Genomic DNA, 15,518 nt, shown 5'->3' with positions numbered 1-15,518 from the left:
ATTTTCCCTCATGCTGTTTCATCTCTTGCCGCTCCATCCCTTTTTGGTCCATGCACATGAATATGGCCCGAACCAGCGACCCTGATACAGAAATAAATCTGCCTGCAGGACTTTATATTGTTGCAACACCGATCGGCAACCTTGGCGATTTGACGCCAAGGGCAGCGGATATATTGCGTAATTGCGATCTTATCGCCTGTGAAGACAGCCGTGTCACGGGCAAATTGCTGCATCACCTGGAAATTGACGCGAAAATGGTGCGCTATAACGACCATAGCAAGCCAGCGGACCGGGCTGCGCTGATCCGTAAAATGACAGAGCAGTCGGTCGCCTTGGTGAGCGATGCGGGCACACCGCTTATTTCCGACCCGGGCTATAAACTGGTGCGTGAAGCACGGGAGGCCGGGGTTGCCGTTACAACATTGCCGGGGGCGAGCGCAGTAATTTCCGCCCTGACACTCTCGGGCCTGCCAACGGATAAGTTCCTGTTTGCAGGATTTTTACCGTCCAAAGCAGGTGCGCGGCGACGCGAGCTGGAAAATGTAAAATCTTTGGATGCGACGCTTGTTTTCTATGAAAGCGGACCAAGACTAGCGGCCTGCCTTACCCAGATGGCGGAAATTTTAGGGTCGCGCGAAGCAGCTGTGTCGAGGGAAATCAGCAAGAAATTCGAGGAAACGGTTGCTGGAACGCTGTTTGAGCTGGCCGCATGTTATGCAAAGGCACCTCCAAAAGGTGAAATCGTAATTACTGTCGGGCCGCCTGCAGAAAACCAAGAGGAAGCGGATCCGGCTAAAATAGAACAGGCACTTCGTGAAGCCATGCAGCATATGTCCACCAGCAAAGCGGCGGGCGAGGTGGCGCGCGCATATGGCGCCGACCGCAAGGAATTATATGCGTTGGCGCTCAGGCTGAAAGGATGAGTCATAAGCGCAAGGCTGCTGAAAATGTGGGCCGCCGTGCAGAAGCGAAAGCGGCATGGTGGCTGCGCCTGCATGGCTGGCGCATCATGGACCAGCGTGTCAAGACACCGCGCGGTGAAGTGGACCTGGTGGCCAGACGCGGCGGAACTGTTGCCTTCGTCGAAGTTAAAGCGCGCAAGTCAGTAAAGGCGCTGGGTGATGCAATAGACGAATATCGCCTGCGCCGCGTCGCTGCTGCGGTGTCTATACTGGCACCAAAATATGCGCCAAATGGTGAAGATATCCGAATTGACGTTATGCTGCTTGCACCCTGGCGGTTGCCGCACCATCTTCCCAATGTCTGGCATGGCGGTTAGGTCTATGCTGAAACTTGCAAAGGAAAACCTATGCCCCTGAAAATAGCCGTGCAGATGGACCCGATGGATAGCATCAATATCAAGGGGGATTCCAGTTTTGCCCTGATGCTGTCAGCCCAGGCGCGCGGACATGAAATATTCCATTATGATGTGGAAACGCTCAGCTATGAAGCCGGGCGTGTGTCCGCGGTCGCGCAGCCAGTTACCGTGCAGAGAGTGGAAGGCGACCATTATACGGCAGGCAACCCGGTTAAACTGGACCTCGGCCGCGATATCGATGTCGTTTTGATGCGGCAGGACCCGCCTTTTGATGTAGGTTATATCACCGCGACGCACCTGCTGGAACGGCTTGAAGGCGAAACTTTGGTTGTGAATGACCCGGTATCGGTCCGTAATGCGCCGGAAAAGGTGTTTGTGCTCGACTATGCGGAATTTATGCCGCCCACGATGATCACGCGCTCTGTGGATGATGTGCGCGATTTTCAGGATCGCTATGGCGATGTTGTTATCAAGCCGCTGCACGGCAATGGCGGCAAGGCAATTTTCCGTATTGGTAAGGATGGAGAGAATCTGTCCGCACTGATGGAAATGTTCAACTTAACCTGGCGCGAACCGCATATGGTGCAGCAATTCCTGCCCTCGGTCAGCGGCGGTGACAAGCGGATCGTGCTGGTCGATGGCGAAGTTGTGGGCGCAATCAACCGCAAGCCGGGCGAGGGTGAATTTCGCTCCAATCTCGCACAGGGCGGTTATGCGGAAAAAACGGACCTCACCGAAGATGAACAGCGCATCTGCGCCGCGATGGGACCGGAACTCAAGAAACGGGGCCTGATTTTCGTTGGTATTGACGTGATTGGCGGTAAATGGCTCACCGAAATCAATGTGACATCGCCCACGGGCATTGTCGCGATTGATGATTTTAATGGCGTCGACTGTGCAGCTATGATCTGGGATGCGATTGAGGGGCGATTAGAACATTAAGCCCGTGGATGGGCATTTTCGTACACATCCAGCAACAGCGCAGCATCAACCTTGGTATAGATCTGCGTCGAGCTAAGGCTGGCATGGCCTAGCAGTTCCTGAAGGCTGCGCAGGTCTGCACCTGCACCCAGCAAATGCGTGGCGAAGCTGTGGCGCAGGGCATGCGGTGTTGCGGTGTCAGGCAGGCCGAGCGCGGTGCGGGCGTTTTGCACAGCACGGCGGATAAGGGCGGGGGAGAGCGCGCCGCCGCGTACACCGCGGAATATCGGCTCGTCCTTGCTGATAGGATGTGGCGATAGCTGCACGTAATTTTCCACCGCTTCGCGTACTTGCGGCAATATCGGCACGATCCGCACCTTGCCGCCTTTACCCGTAAGCCTGAGCGTTTCGCCCAGCGGTAATATTTCGCCTGTCAGGCCAGTCGCCTCGCTGATACGCAGGCCCGCGCCATAGAGTAGCAGCAGAACGGCCAGATCACGCGCCTGCACCCACGCGGGGGCATCACGCTGCGATATTGTTTCGGCAAGATTTACGGCTTCGTCGGGAGAAACCGGGCGCGGAAGTCCACGCTTTATCTTGGGCCCGCGTAGGCGCGGGACGGCGGCATCGGGCGTGTCGCTTAACGAAATGGCGAATTTCAGGAACGCACGCATGGCGGATAATTCACGAGCGGCGCTGGCATTGGTCAGGCCGTCCTGACGCCGTTCGGCCAGAAAGGCGCGCATATCCGATGCCTGAATATTGGTAAGCGCGGTGATAGTGACCGGTCCACCCCAATGCGGGACCAAAAACGCGTAAAGCCGCTCTGCGGTTGCCAGATAGGCACGTATCGTGTGCTCCGAACGCCGGCGGTTTTGCGCCAGATGCTTCCTCCAGCTTTCGATTAAGGTGTGTGGTGTCTCTGCCATTAAAATTAACGTAGCAGAGTTGAGACTCTGCCTCAAATATAGAAGTTTTGATTCGCTCTCGCCCACAGCTTTATCGCCGTGAGGCGATCAGAGATTCACTACCTCCGGCAATATCGCATCCAGCAAGGGCATGCCGTTCGGCGTTACCGTCAGTTGCGGTTTGCGATACTCAATCAAGCCGATATCGCGCAATTTGGTAAAAGCATCCCAATCAATCATCTGCTGCGATGTCAGGCCAAACCTGCCAGCCATCGCATCAATGTCGATGCCTTCGCGTAGGCGCAGTCCCATTAGCAGTGCTTCCATTGCCTGAGTGCGGCTATCGAGCGTATCTTCATGGGCAAGACCATTACCGTTGCGTGTAATCGCAGAAAGGAAGTTCTCGGGCTTTTTATGGCGCTGTGTCGCCTTGGTGCGTCGTCGTCCGTGCGCACCGGGGCCTATGCCGGCATAATCCTGATAGCGCCAATAGGCGAGATTGTGCGCGCTTTCCTGTCCCGGGGCGGCATGGTTGCTGATTTCATAAGCGGGTAAGCCTGCGGCGAGGGTCATATCCTGTGTCAGCGCATAAAGATCAGCGGCTTCATCGTCATCGGCAGGCGTAAACTTGCCCTGCCGCACCAGAGTGGCAAAGCGCGTGCCCGGTTCAATGGTGAGCTGATAGAGCGAGAGGTGCGTGGTTCCGAATGACAGGGCACGGGCGAGTTCTGCTTCCCATTCTTTGGCGCGTTGGTCTGGACGCGCGTAAATCAGGTCGAATGTCACACGGCCAAAATGCTGTTGTGCTGTACCCAGAGCTGCAAGCCCTTCATCAACATCATGCGCGCGGCCCAGGAATTCAAGCGCATCATTGTCCAGCGCCTGCAACCCCAAAGAAACCCGGTTCACACCTGCCTTGGCAAGGTCCGCAAAGCGTGCTGCTTCAACAGACGAAGGATTTGCCTCAAGCGTTATTTCGATATTATCCTCAAATCCCCATAGCTTTTCGGCCTGTGCAATCAGTGCCTCAACAGTTGCTGGCGGCATCAGTGAAGGTGTGCCGCCACCGAAGAAAATCGAACCCAAGGTGCGGCCTTGTGTCAGTGCGGCTTCATGGCGCATATCGGCCAATAGTGCATCCAGCCACACCCGCTGATCCACCTGCCCGCGAACATGGCTGTTGAAATCGCAATAGGGACATTTCGATACGCAAAACGGCCAATGGATATAAAGTGCAAGAGATGGGTTCATATCATGCACGTTACGCGCTTTTGCCTGTTCAAGTCGAGCAGTGCCTAGAGGCAGGCTGCCACCAGCTTTGCAAATGCATCCGCGCGGTGGCTTATCGCATGCTTATCCGCCGGATCAAGCTGCGCAAAAGTTTGTTCATGGCCGTTGGGTACAAAGACCGGATCATAGCCAAAGCCAAGTGTGCCGCGCGGCGGCCATGTCAGTGAACCATGCACGCGGCCTTCAAATATTTCGTGATGCCCGTCCGGCCATGCGAGTGCCAGCGTGCAGGTGAAATAGCCGCTGCGATCAGTATCGGGTCCCAATTCTGCAAGCTTACCCTCAACTTTACCCATGGCCATATACCAGTCACGGCCTGGCCCGCTTTCAAATGCGGCTTTTTCAGCCCAGTCGGCGGTATAAACACCCGGCGCGTCATCAAGGGCAGCCACACACAGCCCGCTATCATCGGCGAGGGCAACACAATTTGCGCCTTCCGCGCTGGCACGTGCCTTGAGCAGCGCATTCTCGGCGAAAGTCGTGCCGGTTTCCTCGGGTTCTGGCAGGTCCAGCTCTCCCGCCGAAACCGGTTCAACGCCATAAGGTTCCAGCAATTCACGTATTTCACGCACCTTGCCCTGATTATGGCTGGCGATGACAAGGCGTCCAGGGGTGAGTTTGCGGGCACTCATGTCAGTAATCAGCCGGAAACAGCTTTGTCCTGCGCCGCGAAAATTTCGGTACAGCCCATACGTGCGAGGCGGAGCAGGCGCAGAAGGCCTTCTTCATCATATGTCGCGCCTTCGGCTGTTGCCTGCACCTCGGCAATATTACCGTCCCCGATCAGCACGAAATTGGCGTCCGCATCGGCGCTGCTGTCTTCGTCATAGTCAAGATCAAGGACCGGCGTGCCTTTGTAGATGCCGCAGCTGATTGCGGCGATTTTCTGTTCAATGGGATCATGCGTTATTGCACCGTCTTTCAACAGTTTATCCACAGCGAGCTTCATCGCCACCCACGCGCCGGAAATCGATGCTGTGCGGGTACCGCCATCGGCCTGTATAACATCGCAATCGAGTGTGATTTGATGCTCGCCCAGTTTTTTCATATTTACGATAGATCGTAAGGAACGACCAATAAGCCGCTGAATTTCCTGTGTTCGCCCGGATTGTTTGCCGCGTGCAGCTTCACGTGAACTGCGCGTGTGTGTGGAACGGGGCAGCATTGAATACTCACCTGTGACCCAGCCTTCACCCTTGCCGCGCATCCATGGCGGCAACCGGTCTTCAACACTGGCTGTGCATAATACGCGGGTATCGCCAAAACTGATCAGGCAGGAGCCTTCAGCATGTTTGGTGAAACCGGTTTCGATGGTGATGGGGCGCATTTCGTCTGCGGCACGACCGGATGGACGCATGAATGATTCTCCTGTGGCTAATTGCGATTTGCGATAACCACTCTTGAGCGATGTGGCAACACGCCCTAGATATTTGTCCATGACATCCAACCCGCTCACCGAAATGAATGAACGCACCAGTGATGTGTTCCGCATCATCGTCGAATCCTATCTGGATAATGGCGTGCCCGTGGGCTCGCGCACGATATCGAAAAATTCCACGCTGAGCCTGTCACCGGCCTCAATCCGCAATGTGATGCAGGATCTGGAAGAGCTGGGCCTGCTCGCCGCGCCACATGTCAGTGCGGGACGTATGCCGACTGAAAGCGGCCTGCGGCTGTTTGTTGATGGCATGATGCAGGTGGCAGAACCTTCCGCACAGGAACGTGCGGCGATCGAGACGCAACTGGCTGAACACGGACCGATTGAACAGGCGCTGGCCGCGGCCACGGCTACATTATCGGGTCTTTCCGCTTGTGCAGGCATAGTTATGGTTCCGAACAAGGAACCGGTATTGCGCCAATGCAGTTTTGTGCGTTTATCCGCTGCACAGGCATTGGCCGTACTGGTGGGCGATGATGGCAGCGTGGAAAACCGTGTGGTCGATATTGATCCGGCGACCAGCGATGGTGCGCTCGTTGAAGCCAGCAATTATGCAACACACCGGCTGAACGGCAAGAATCTGGTCAGCGCGCTCAAGGAAATTGGCAGCGAGATTGAGGCCGGCAAGGCACAGCTTGACAAGGCGAGCAGCGAGCTTATCCGCAAGGGGCTCGCGACTTGGTCAAAAGATGGTGCCAACAGGCCCGTACTGATTGTGCGGGGGCAGGCCAACCTGCTCGACAATGAAGCTGTGCACGACCTTGAACGGGTGCGCACACTCCTCAATGAACTTGAGGAAATGGAAGATATTGCCCAGCTGCTCGACAATGCCCGTGAGGCATCAGCGACCAAGATATTCATCGGTTCGGAAAACAAGCTGTTTTCATTATCGGGTTCATCGGTGATCGCTTCGCCCTATAAGGACGGGGAGGGCCGTGTGGTCGGTGTCGTTGGTGTTATTGGTCCGACACGCTTGAATTACGCGCGCGTGGTCCCCATGGTAGATTTCACAGCGAAAAGTCTTACCAGACTCATGAAATCATAAGCAGGAATTTTTACGCGAAATGAGCGACGAAACAAAAAAAGACGATATAAAAGATGCACCCGAAAAAGATGTTGCTGTAGAAGCTGAACTGGAAGGTGTTCCGGAAGAACTGCGCGAAGAAAGCGATGCCAAGGCTGACGGAGGCGCGCAAGATCTGGAGGCGCGCATAGCCGAGCTGGAAAATGAACTGGCCGAGGCCAAGCAGGCAACGCTCTATGCGCATGCCGAAGCGCAGAATGTCCGCCGCCGCCTGGAAAAAGATGCGCAGGATGCAAAAGCCTATGCGGCGACCCCGTTTGCGCGTGATATCCTGTCAGTGGCGGATAACCTTGCCCGGGCAATGGACGCTATCCCTGAAGAAATTCGTGACGAGGAAAAGTGGAAGGGCCTGATTACCGGCCTTCAGGCCACCCACCGTGAGCTCGACACGGTGTTTGGCAAGCATGGCGTTACCCGTATTCCTGCCAAAGGCATGCCGCTCGACCCCAACCAGCACCAGGCAATGATCGAAATCCCGAGCGATGAGGAAGAGCCGGGCACGATCGTGCAGGAAATGCAGGCCGGTTATATGTATAAGGAACGATTGCTGCGGGCAGCGATGGTTGGCGTGGCGAAAAAACCGGATTAAGCTTTGATTGCCTTTATGTTTTGATCGCAGATTAGTTTAGCCAACCCTTTCAGGGATGAGTTGATTGTTTTGGCGTGGATAAAGCTGATACATTTCGCTTCGTGGCCTGGAATGGCATCGTTTGAACCAGGCTTTATAAAAATAATCAGTTCTTCACCCTGCTCACTTTGCGCAACTGTTATTATGGCATGGCCTAACCAACCTCTCATGTCTGCATAGCTTTGAAATTCCTTTAAGCGCTTTAAAACTGCTTCCGGTTTTCGAAAGGGGTTTGGCGTTTGTTGGGCCAAATCTATGGCCGCCTTCAGCTTTTGGCCAAAGAGATATGGCTGCTTAATTTTGATTCCCATACCGTCGGCGTGCCTAAGTGCCTTGCAAATCCAGTCTTCTACTTTGGCACAATGATCAAGATATTCACCACGGATTGCATAAGCCCGATCAAGCAGAGTGAATTCACACGGCTCGAGAGCAATGTCTGATTGTATCGGTGTTTGCAGCATATCACTGTTTTAGAAAGGATTCATCAAGCAAAGGTTAACCAGCTTTCGGCAACAATCCTAACCGCGCCCGCATAACCCACCTTACAAGCATCAGCACGGCCACCACACCCAGTCCTGCAGCAAGTCCTGCCCATAGGCCTTCACCGCGCCAGTCGGCCCAGAAGGCAAGGCCTGCACCTACACCGATGCCGACAATCCAGTAGCCGAATGCGGCGAAAACCATTGGCAGGGTGGTGTCGTGCAGTCCGCGCAGCATCCCTGCGCCCACCACCTGCGCGCCATCGACAATCTGGAACAATGCTGCAATGGCGAGGAACTTGACTGCCAGCGCGAGCACTGCCGTTGATTGTGGGTTGTCATAATCAATAAACAGGCCCGCCAGAGGCTCCGGAAAAATCCAGATAATCGCGGCCGTCAGTGTCATGAAGCCTGTTCCCAGCACAAAGGCTGTCCAGCCCGCGCGGTGGATCAGGGCATTGTCTTTCCTGCCATAGCCGATGCCAACCCGCACCGTTGCTGCCTGCGCGATACCCATCGGCACCATAAAGCTGAGCGAGGCGATTTGCAGCGCGATGGCGTGCGCAGCCACGGAAAGCGTATCGATAAGACCCATTAGCAGCACAGCCGCGCTGAACACGCCGCCTTCCAGCGCAAAGGTAACACCGATAGGAAGACCAAGCTTCCAGACGCTACGATACCGCTCCCAATCCACGCGCCAGAAATTGCCAAACAAGCGGTAACGGCGAAATTGCCTGTCAGTGGTTAGCACGATTGCCATGCCTGCAAACATCACCAAATTGGTCAGGATGCTGCCTATGCCTGCACCGACAATACCGAGCGCGGGAAAGCCGAGTTTGCCGAATATAAGCACATAGTTGAAAGCGATATTGGCCAGCACACCCAGCATGCCAATCACCATCGCCCATCTCGGTCGTTCCAGTGCCGAAATGAAATTGCGTATCACAATGGTGAACAGGAAGGGGAGGATCGAAAACATATAGATGCGTACATAGGTTTGCGCCTTTGCAGCGAGTTCAGGCAATTGCCCCAGCGTGAGCAGTATTGCTTCAGCGTTCCACAGGATCAGCCAGACGGGCACCATAATGGTGATGGCGACCCAGAAACTTTGCCGGAACGTGCGCCGTACATCGCGCACGCTGTTCCACTTGCGGCCGATTTCACTCGCCATCATGGGCGCGCTCGCGGTCATCACGCCCATGGAAGATATCGCCGCCAGCATGGCAAGGTTGAAGCCCAGCGAAGCGCCCGCCAGTTCTTCTGCGCCGAGCCAACCGATCATCAATACATCGGTCGCGCCGATAAGTGAGAAAGTGAGATTGGAGAGGATAAGCGGCCAGGCGAGTTTTATCGTTTTGGATAGTTCACCTGCCCACAATTTATTGCGTTCAGTCATATGATCAGATCGCGTAAACGATGAGATAGCGGGCAATAAGAGCCACAAGAATGACGACATTCAATTTGACGCTGCGAAATAACATTGTCGCCAGCATCAATATGATGAGGATAGCTGTCAGTGATAAAGCGAGCGGATTATTGAGCCGTGCCGCAAGTTCTGGCTGTGCCCAATAAAACCCGAGCTGACATACGACCAGCACGAGCAGGATACCAATAACAATACGGCGAACACGGAAATAATGATCGTCCAGGTTTTCATGTTTTGCGGGCTGTGATGGAAAGACCATATAGGCCGCCAGGAAATAACTGCTCGCAAACACCAGAACTGACATAAGTGTCACCCCGTTTACTTCCAGCAGGTCGCGCGTGGTCCATGCAGCAGACCAAAATGACAGAAGGTCGAGTAAAACAAAGATACCAAGCAAGGGGGTCAGGAGGCCAAGCCTGAATTGCTTGTCATCGCTATCACGAGGATGCAGTGTCTCCTCCACACACCGGCCAAGTCCGCTTAGCAATTCAACAAGTGAGAAGCTGAGTAGCAGGCTGTAGAGTGAAAATATGAACCCAAACTCGCTCATGCCTTAAATCCTGAAAACGGCAATATGCCGAGATATTGTTCCAATGGCGGGGCGCCTGCAATCAGCGCGCCTTCGCGCAGCAGGAATGCGTGCCGGACAATTTCAGCCTGCTGTTCAATACCATAACGCTCCAGCCGCCAGCCAGGTTTGAGTGTATAGTGATAACGGCAGAACGGATGACGTTTGAGCGGCAGGAAAATGCCTTTTTGATGCTGCCACACATGCACCATTTCATGGATGAAAAGCCCCTGAAGGCCAAGGCTTTCCTGTGCGTAATCCGGTTTAAAAAGGTCGCCTCTAGGATGAAAATGGATATGTCCGCGCGGGGCCATTACTGTCCTCACCGGTTGGAACGGGAACCATTTGTGATTGCATATTTCAACATGCTCTAGTGCAATCGCATCGCCAAAAACCGATGCGACAAGCGCCTTTTCCCGCTGTGTTAGCAACCGTGATGTCATGCTGGGATTATCCGTTTCTGGTTCACTCGGTGGTTTGCTCACCAGTATCTGACGTCATGGCTTCGTTATCATTATCGTTCTTGCCGTGATCCATTTCGCCATGGTCCATCCCATCATGCATGCTCTGGCTTGTGCCCATATGCTCTATTTTGGCGGGTATTCTGAAAATTTCCCCATTGGCAAACTTTACGAGCAGTTTTATCTCGCCCTTTTGGGCGGCCCCTTTATTGACACCCCAAATCATAAGATGCTTTCCGCCGGGCTCAAAAGCAACATTTTCTCCAGCAGGGACATCGACGTTTTCAAGTGACTGCATTTTGGAAAGGCCATTTTCTTTTATGGTTTCGTGCAATTCAATACGCTCGGCCTGTTTCGACGATATTTCCACTAGCTGCGTGTCTTCGCTGCCACCCCTTAATGTAAGGTAACCGGCACTGGGATTGCCTTCAATGGGAGAGAGTTTCACAATCGCATCATCCGCCCCCAGTATCTGTGCAGGGCCACATGCAGAAAGAGCAACGCCCGTCACGGCGGCTACAAACCATTTGGAATTCATCAATTACAGGTCCTTTTTCCATAAAAACATATTATTTGCCCCTTGAACTTGTCTCTAAGGCTTCCCAATCCTTGTGCCAAGCAAAAGCGCACCTATATCGCTTTTCATAAGGGGTGGGTGGATCGTCGCCATAATGGGGTGAACCACCTGGAGGACTTAATATTTTAGACTTGAGGAATATATGGCAAAAGTAATTGGCATTGATTTGGGTACGACAAACAGCTGCGTTGCAGTCATGGACGGCGGCAAACCCAAAGTTATCGAAAATTCGGAAGGCGCACGCACAACGCCTTCGATCGTTGCTTTCACAAAGGACGGTGAACGCCTTATTGGTCAGCCGGCAAAACGCCAGGCGGTGACCAACCCTGATGGAACAATTTTTGCGGTGAAGCGCCTTATCGGCCGCCGCTTTGATGACCCGATGACGAAAAAGGACATGGAGCTGGTTCCTTACGAAATCGTCAAGGGTTCCAACGGTGACGCATGGGTAAAAGCAGCGGGTGAAGATTATTCCCCGTCGCAGATTTCCGCATTCACGCTACAAAAAATGAAGGAAACTGCCGAAAGCTATCTCGGTGAAACCGTGACACAGGCCGTGATTACCGTACCTGCTTATTTTAACGACGCACAGCGCCAGGCAACGAAAGATGCTGGTAAAATTGCTGGCCTGGAAGTTTTACGTATCATCAACGAACCAACAGCGGCAGCTTTGGCCTACGGTCTCGACAAGAATGACGGCAAAACAATCGCTGTCTATGACCTTGGCGGCGGTACATTTGATATTTCCATCCTGGAAATTGGTGATGGCGTGTTCGAGGTTAAATCAACCAATGGTGACACCTTTTTGGGTGGTGAAGATTTTGACGCGAAAATCGTTGAATTTCTTGCAGCAGATTTCAAAAAAGCCGAAAGCATTGATCTGACGAAAGACAAGCTTGCATTGCAGCGCTTGAAAGAAGCTGCGGAAAAAGCGAAAATTGAACTGTCTTCAGCGCAGACGACCGAAGTCAATCTGCCGTTTATTACGGCAGACCAGAATGGCCCGAAGCACCTTGTGAAAAGTATCAGCCGCTCTGACCTTGAAAAAATGGTCGGTGATCTGATTAAACGCACACTCGAACCATGCAAAAAAGCGTTGAAAGACGCGGGCATGAAATCCGATGAAATTGATGATGTCGTTATGGTCGGCGGTATGACCCGCATGCCGCGCGTGCGTGAAGTTGTGAAAGACTTTTTCGGCAAGGAACCGCATACAGGTGTGAACCCTGACGAAGTGGTAGCCATGGGCGCAGCTATTCAGGCAGGTGTGCTGCAGGGCGATGTGAAAGACGTGCTGCTGCTCGACGTTACGCCATTGTCGTTGGGTATCGAAACACTGGGTGGTGTGTTCACCCGCATGATTGACCGCAACACGACCATTCCTTCGAAGAAAAGCCAGGTCTATTCAACTGCTGATGACAACCAGCAGGCAGTGACTATCCGGGTTTTCCAGGGTGAGCGTGAAATGGCGGCAGACAATAAGATGCTTGGTCAGTTTGACCTGGTCGGCATTCCGCCTGCACCGCGCGGTGTACCTCAGATCGAGGTGACATTTGACATTGATGCCAACGGTATCGTCAACGTGTCTGCCAAAGACAAGGGTACGGGCAAGGAACAGCAGATCAAGATCCAGGCCTCTGGTGGTCTGTCCGATGATGATATCGAGCAGATGGTTCAGGACGCGGAACAGTTTGCTGACGATGACAAACAGCGCCGTGAAGCCGCCGAGACCAAGAATAATGCAGACAGTCTCGTCCACACCACGGAAAAGCAGTTGGAAGAGCATGGTGACAAAGTCGACGCTGCGCTGAAGTCTGAAATCGAGGCAGCGGTTGCGGAGACAAAAACCGCGATTGAAGCAGAAGATCTTGATGCCATGAAAACCAAGACGGAGGCATTGGCGCAGGTCGCCATGAAGCTGGGTCAGGCGATTTATGAGCAGGAACAGGCTAGTGGCGGCGGCGATGACGCTGCGCAGGCTGATGCCGCGGCTCAGGCAGCCGAAGATGATGTGGTTGACGCGGAATTTTCGGAAGTCGATGAAGACGAAGACAAAAAAGACTAAGCAGTCTGGCAAATAGAGATACCGCCATTCCCAGCCCGACCGGGAATGGCGGTATTTTCGGTTTCAGGTTTTGAGCATATTGCTCCGGGAAGTATTGTACATATGGCTACCCAAACTGATTATTATGACCTTCTGGGCGTTGCGCGTGATTGCGACGGGGCGGCGCTCAAGTCATCCTATCGCAAGCTGGCAATGAAATGGCATCCCGATCGCAATCCCGGTGATGCGGACGCTGAGGCGAAGTTTAAAGAAATCAGCCAGGCCTATGAATGCCTGAAAGACCCGCAAAAACGTGCGGCCTATGACCAATATGGTCATGCGGCTTTTGAAAATGGCGGCTTTGGCGGCGGTGCGGGGCAGCAGGGTTTTAGTGATATTGGTGATATATTCGAAACCATTTTTGGCGGCGGTGCTGGTGGCGGATTTGGCGGCCAGAGGCGCGGGCCGCAGCGCGGGGCAGACTTGCGCTATGATATGGAAATTTCACTGGAAGATGCCTATGATGGCAAATCCACAGAAATTGAAGTCGATATAGCCAGCACATGTGAACCGTGCGGTGGTCAGGGTGCGGAGCCGGGCACCGGTGTGCGCACCTGTAACCTATGCGGCGGCAGCGGTAAGATGCGGGCACAGCAGGGCTTTTTCGTGGTCGAACGTACCTGTGGCAGCTGCCATGGCCGCGGTGAAGTGATCGAAAGTCCATGCCGTAATTGCGGCGGTGAGGGCAGGGTGGACGAAACCCAGACACTGGAGGTGGAAATTCCACCTGGTGTCGATAATGGTACTCGCATCCGTTTGAGCGGCAAAGGCGAGGCCGGGCCGCGCGGTGCGCCTGCCGGCGATTTGTACATATTCATCCATATTGCCGGGCATGCGCTGTTTGAGCGTGATGGCACGACGCTCTTCACGCGTGCGCCGATCAGCTTTACGACAGCAGCATTGGGCGGTGAAATCGAGATTCCGGGTCTGGATGGCAAAACACATAAGCTATCGATTCCCGCCGGTATCCAGTCTACCAAACAGCTGCGCCAGCGCGGCGCAGGCATGCCTGTGCTTCAGGGCCGCGGCCATGGTGATATGGTGGTGCAGATAGATGTCGAGACACCGACACGGCTGTCCTCGCGGCAAAAAGAATTGCTGCGCGAGTTTCAGGAAACCGAAACCGGTGATGAAAGCCCGAACAGCAAGAGCTTTTTTGACAAGATCAAGGATGCACTGGCAGGTTAAGCCAGCCTCAATTCCTGTTTTACCAGAAATATTGCACCTGACTTTCACTGATGCGACAAACTGTGTTACCTGAATTGATAGTTGGCTGTAACCGGCCGATCGTTTCGCGCGAATAACTACCAATCGCGTTCTATTTGAGAGGATATCCGCCCCATGAAACTGTATCGTTTTGCTGTGCCCTTGCTTGCTCTAATGTCTGCCCCGGTTATTTTGACGGGTTGTGCGGATTTGAGCGCTCAGGAAAAAACCAAAGCTGAAAAGGCGGAAGCTAAAAAGGCAACTCCCCAACGAGACCGGTTCGCGGCTGTGCAGATTAAATCCGAAGAATTGGCACCAGGTGTTGCCGTGTTATTTGGTGCGGGCGGCAACATTGGTGTGAGCCATGGCGAGGATGGCACAGTGCTTATTGATGATCAATTCGCGCCTCTTACTGGTAAAATCCAGACAGCAATAGCAGATTTGGGAGCAGCGCCGGTCAAATTCCTTATCAACACACATTGGCATTTTGACCATAGCGGCGGGAATGAGAATTTCGGCAAGGAAGGCGCGCTTATCATGGCACATGACAATGTGCGTATTCGTATGGCGGGCGAGCAGACTTCTGGCCGTGGTAACGACCCGGCCTCTCCAGCAGAAGCTTTGCCTGTCATTACTTATGCAGATGGCATCAAGCTGCACCTGAACGGTGATATGGTGCATGTGAAGCATATGCCATCAGGGCATACTGACGGTGATTCCATCGTATATTGGGAAAAAGCCAATGTGCTCCACATGGGAGATCTGTATTTCAATAAAGTCACCTTGCCATTTATCGATACAAATAGTGGTGGCAACGCCGTGGGTATGCTCGAAGCGGCCAATATGGCCTTGGAAATGATTAATGATGATACGAAAGTCATCCCCGGACATGGCCCCATGGCAACCAAAGCGGACCTGATGGCATATCGCGATATGCTGGAGAATGTGGTTGGTGCTGTGAAATCTGCGCGCGATGCAGGAAAATCTCTGACAGAGATTCAGGCGATGAAGCCGGCCGCAGATTATGATACCAACCCGAATGCTTTTATCAAAGGCGATGCCTTTGTAGAGGCCATTTGGAAGAGCCTGGAAAACGCGCAGGAATAGCGC

17 protein-coding genes are annotated in these 15,518 nt (G+C 53.6%); 8 read left to right on the top strand and 9 right to left on the bottom strand.

Translation table 11 applies throughout. From position 1 onward, the window contains the following. The first annotated feature begins 62 nt into the window (after positions 1 to 62). Genes rsmI through gshB form a run of 3 tightly spaced genes read left to right on the top strand, consistent with a single transcriptional unit; the run spans position 63 to position 2,260 of the window. Entirely contained in the window at positions 63 to 923 is an 861-nt protein-coding gene (gene rsmI / locus G6Q15_RS01790) for a 16S rRNA (cytidine(1402)-2'-O)-methyltransferase (protein ID WP_164114972.1), read from the top strand. Continuing rightward, positions 920 to 1,279 (top strand): YraN family protein, encoded by a 360-nt coding sequence (locus tag G6Q15_RS01785; protein ID WP_164114970.1) that lies wholly within the window; start codon positions 920 to 922, stop codon positions 1,277 to 1,279. The genes rsmI and G6Q15_RS01785 overlap by 4 nt, the downstream gene beginning before the upstream one ends. Before the next feature lie 30 nt (positions 1,280 to 1,309). Beyond that, the gene (gene gshB / locus G6Q15_RS01780; protein WP_164114968.1) at positions 1,310 to 2,260 is read left to right on the top strand and encodes a glutathione synthase; all 951 of its coding nucleotides are present in this window, start codon (positions 1,310 to 1,312) and stop codon (positions 2,258 to 2,260) included. On the opposite strand, the gene G6Q15_RS01775 is transcribed toward gshB, so the two are convergent. The 4 genes from G6Q15_RS01775 to rph form a co-directional block, all read right to left on the bottom strand. Next, complete coding sequence (locus tag G6Q15_RS01775; RefSeq protein ID WP_164114967.1) at positions 2,257 to 3,168, bottom strand: tyrosine recombinase XerC; 912 nt, start codon at positions 3,166 to 3,168, stop codon at positions 2,257 to 2,259. The genes gshB and G6Q15_RS01775 overlap by 4 nt on opposite strands. Before the next feature lie 87 nt (positions 3,169 to 3,255). Then, the gene (gene hemW / locus G6Q15_RS01770) at positions 3,256 to 4,398 is read right to left on the bottom strand and encodes a radical SAM family heme chaperone HemW (protein WP_164114965.1); all 1,143 of its coding nucleotides are present in this window, start codon (positions 4,396 to 4,398) and stop codon (positions 3,256 to 3,258) included. Between the two features lie 44 nt (positions 4,399 to 4,442). Beyond that, complete coding sequence (gene rdgB / locus G6Q15_RS01765) at positions 4,443 to 5,069, bottom strand: RdgB/HAM1 family non-canonical purine NTP pyrophosphatase (RefSeq protein WP_164114963.1); 627 nt, start codon at positions 5,067 to 5,069, stop codon at positions 4,443 to 4,445. A gap of 8 nt (positions 5,070 to 5,077) precedes the next feature. After that, entirely contained in the window at positions 5,078 to 5,794 is a 717-nt protein-coding gene (rph, locus tag G6Q15_RS01760) for a ribonuclease PH (protein ID WP_164114961.1), read from the bottom strand. Positions 5,795 to 5,873: 79 nt separating this feature from the next. Between rph and hrcA the strand changes: the two genes are divergently transcribed. Next, a complete protein-coding gene (gene hrcA / locus G6Q15_RS01755; RefSeq protein ID WP_164114959.1) occupies positions 5,874 to 6,920 on the top strand; it encodes a heat-inducible transcriptional repressor HrcA in 1,047 nt (348 codons plus the stop codon). Between the two features lie 19 nt (positions 6,921 to 6,939). Continuing rightward, positions 6,940 to 7,548, top strand: coding sequence for a nucleotide exchange factor GrpE (gene grpE / locus G6Q15_RS01750; protein WP_164114958.1), 609 nt, complete (start codon positions 6,940 to 6,942; stop codon positions 7,546 to 7,548). Here grpE and G6Q15_RS01745 read toward each other — a convergent pair. From G6Q15_RS01745 to G6Q15_RS01725, 5 genes are read right to left on the bottom strand one after another with little or no spacing between them, the layout of a single operon-like run. Further along, a complete protein-coding gene (locus tag G6Q15_RS01745; RefSeq protein ID WP_164114956.1) occupies positions 7,545 to 8,048 on the bottom strand; it encodes a hypothetical protein in 504 nt (167 codons plus the stop codon). The genes grpE and G6Q15_RS01745 overlap by 4 nt on opposite strands. A gap of 34 nt (positions 8,049 to 8,082) precedes the next feature. Continuing rightward, positions 8,083 to 9,462: an MATE family efflux transporter gene (locus G6Q15_RS01740; protein WP_164114954.1), complete on the bottom strand. Its 1,380-nt coding sequence runs from the start codon at positions 9,460 to 9,462 to the stop codon at positions 8,083 to 8,085. Positions 9,463 to 9,466: 4 nt separating this feature from the next. After that, positions 9,467 to 10,042, bottom strand: a complete 576-nt coding sequence (locus G6Q15_RS01735; RefSeq protein ID WP_164114952.1) for a hypothetical protein — start codon at positions 10,040 to 10,042, stop codon at positions 9,467 to 9,469. Further along, on the bottom strand, positions 10,039 to 10,503 hold the full coding sequence (locus tag G6Q15_RS01730; protein ID WP_164114950.1) for a vgr related protein: 465 nt from the start codon (positions 10,501 to 10,503) through the stop codon (positions 10,039 to 10,041). The genes G6Q15_RS01735 and G6Q15_RS01730 overlap by 4 nt, the downstream gene beginning before the upstream one ends. A 22-nt stretch (positions 10,504 to 10,525) precedes the next feature. Next, on the bottom strand, positions 10,526 to 11,059 hold the full coding sequence (locus G6Q15_RS01725) for a copper chaperone PCu(A)C (protein WP_240330701.1): 534 nt from the start codon (positions 11,057 to 11,059) through the stop codon (positions 10,526 to 10,528). Between the two features lie 181 nt (positions 11,060 to 11,240). Here G6Q15_RS01725 and dnaK point away from each other — a divergent pair, with 181 nt between their 5' ends. The 3 genes from dnaK to G6Q15_RS01710 all read left to right on the top strand — a co-directional run bounded on the left by dnaK (position 11,241) and on the right by G6Q15_RS01710 (position 15,515). Continuing rightward, entirely contained in the window at positions 11,241 to 13,163 is a 1,923-nt protein-coding gene (dnaK, locus tag G6Q15_RS01720) for a molecular chaperone DnaK (RefSeq protein ID WP_164114945.1), read from the top strand. Between the two features lie 102 nt (positions 13,164 to 13,265). Beyond that, positions 13,266 to 14,390, top strand: a complete 1,125-nt coding sequence (dnaJ, locus tag G6Q15_RS01715) for a molecular chaperone DnaJ (protein ID WP_164114942.1) — start codon at positions 13,266 to 13,268, stop codon at positions 14,388 to 14,390. 153 nt (positions 14,391 to 14,543) lie between these two features. Beyond that, a complete protein-coding gene (locus G6Q15_RS01710; RefSeq protein ID WP_240330691.1) occupies positions 14,544 to 15,515 on the top strand; it encodes an MBL fold metallo-hydrolase in 972 nt (323 codons plus the stop codon). Positions 15,516 to 15,518 lie beyond the last annotated feature (3 nt).

The sequence above is a fragment of the Sphingorhabdus sp. Alg239-R122 genome (assembly GCF_900537065.1).
Lineage (GTDB): Bacteria > Pseudomonadota > Alphaproteobacteria > Sphingomonadales > Sphingomonadaceae > Alg239-R122.
The sequence above is the reverse complement of the archived record's forward strand: the minus strand, read 5'-3'. Positions and strand labels throughout refer to the sequence as shown.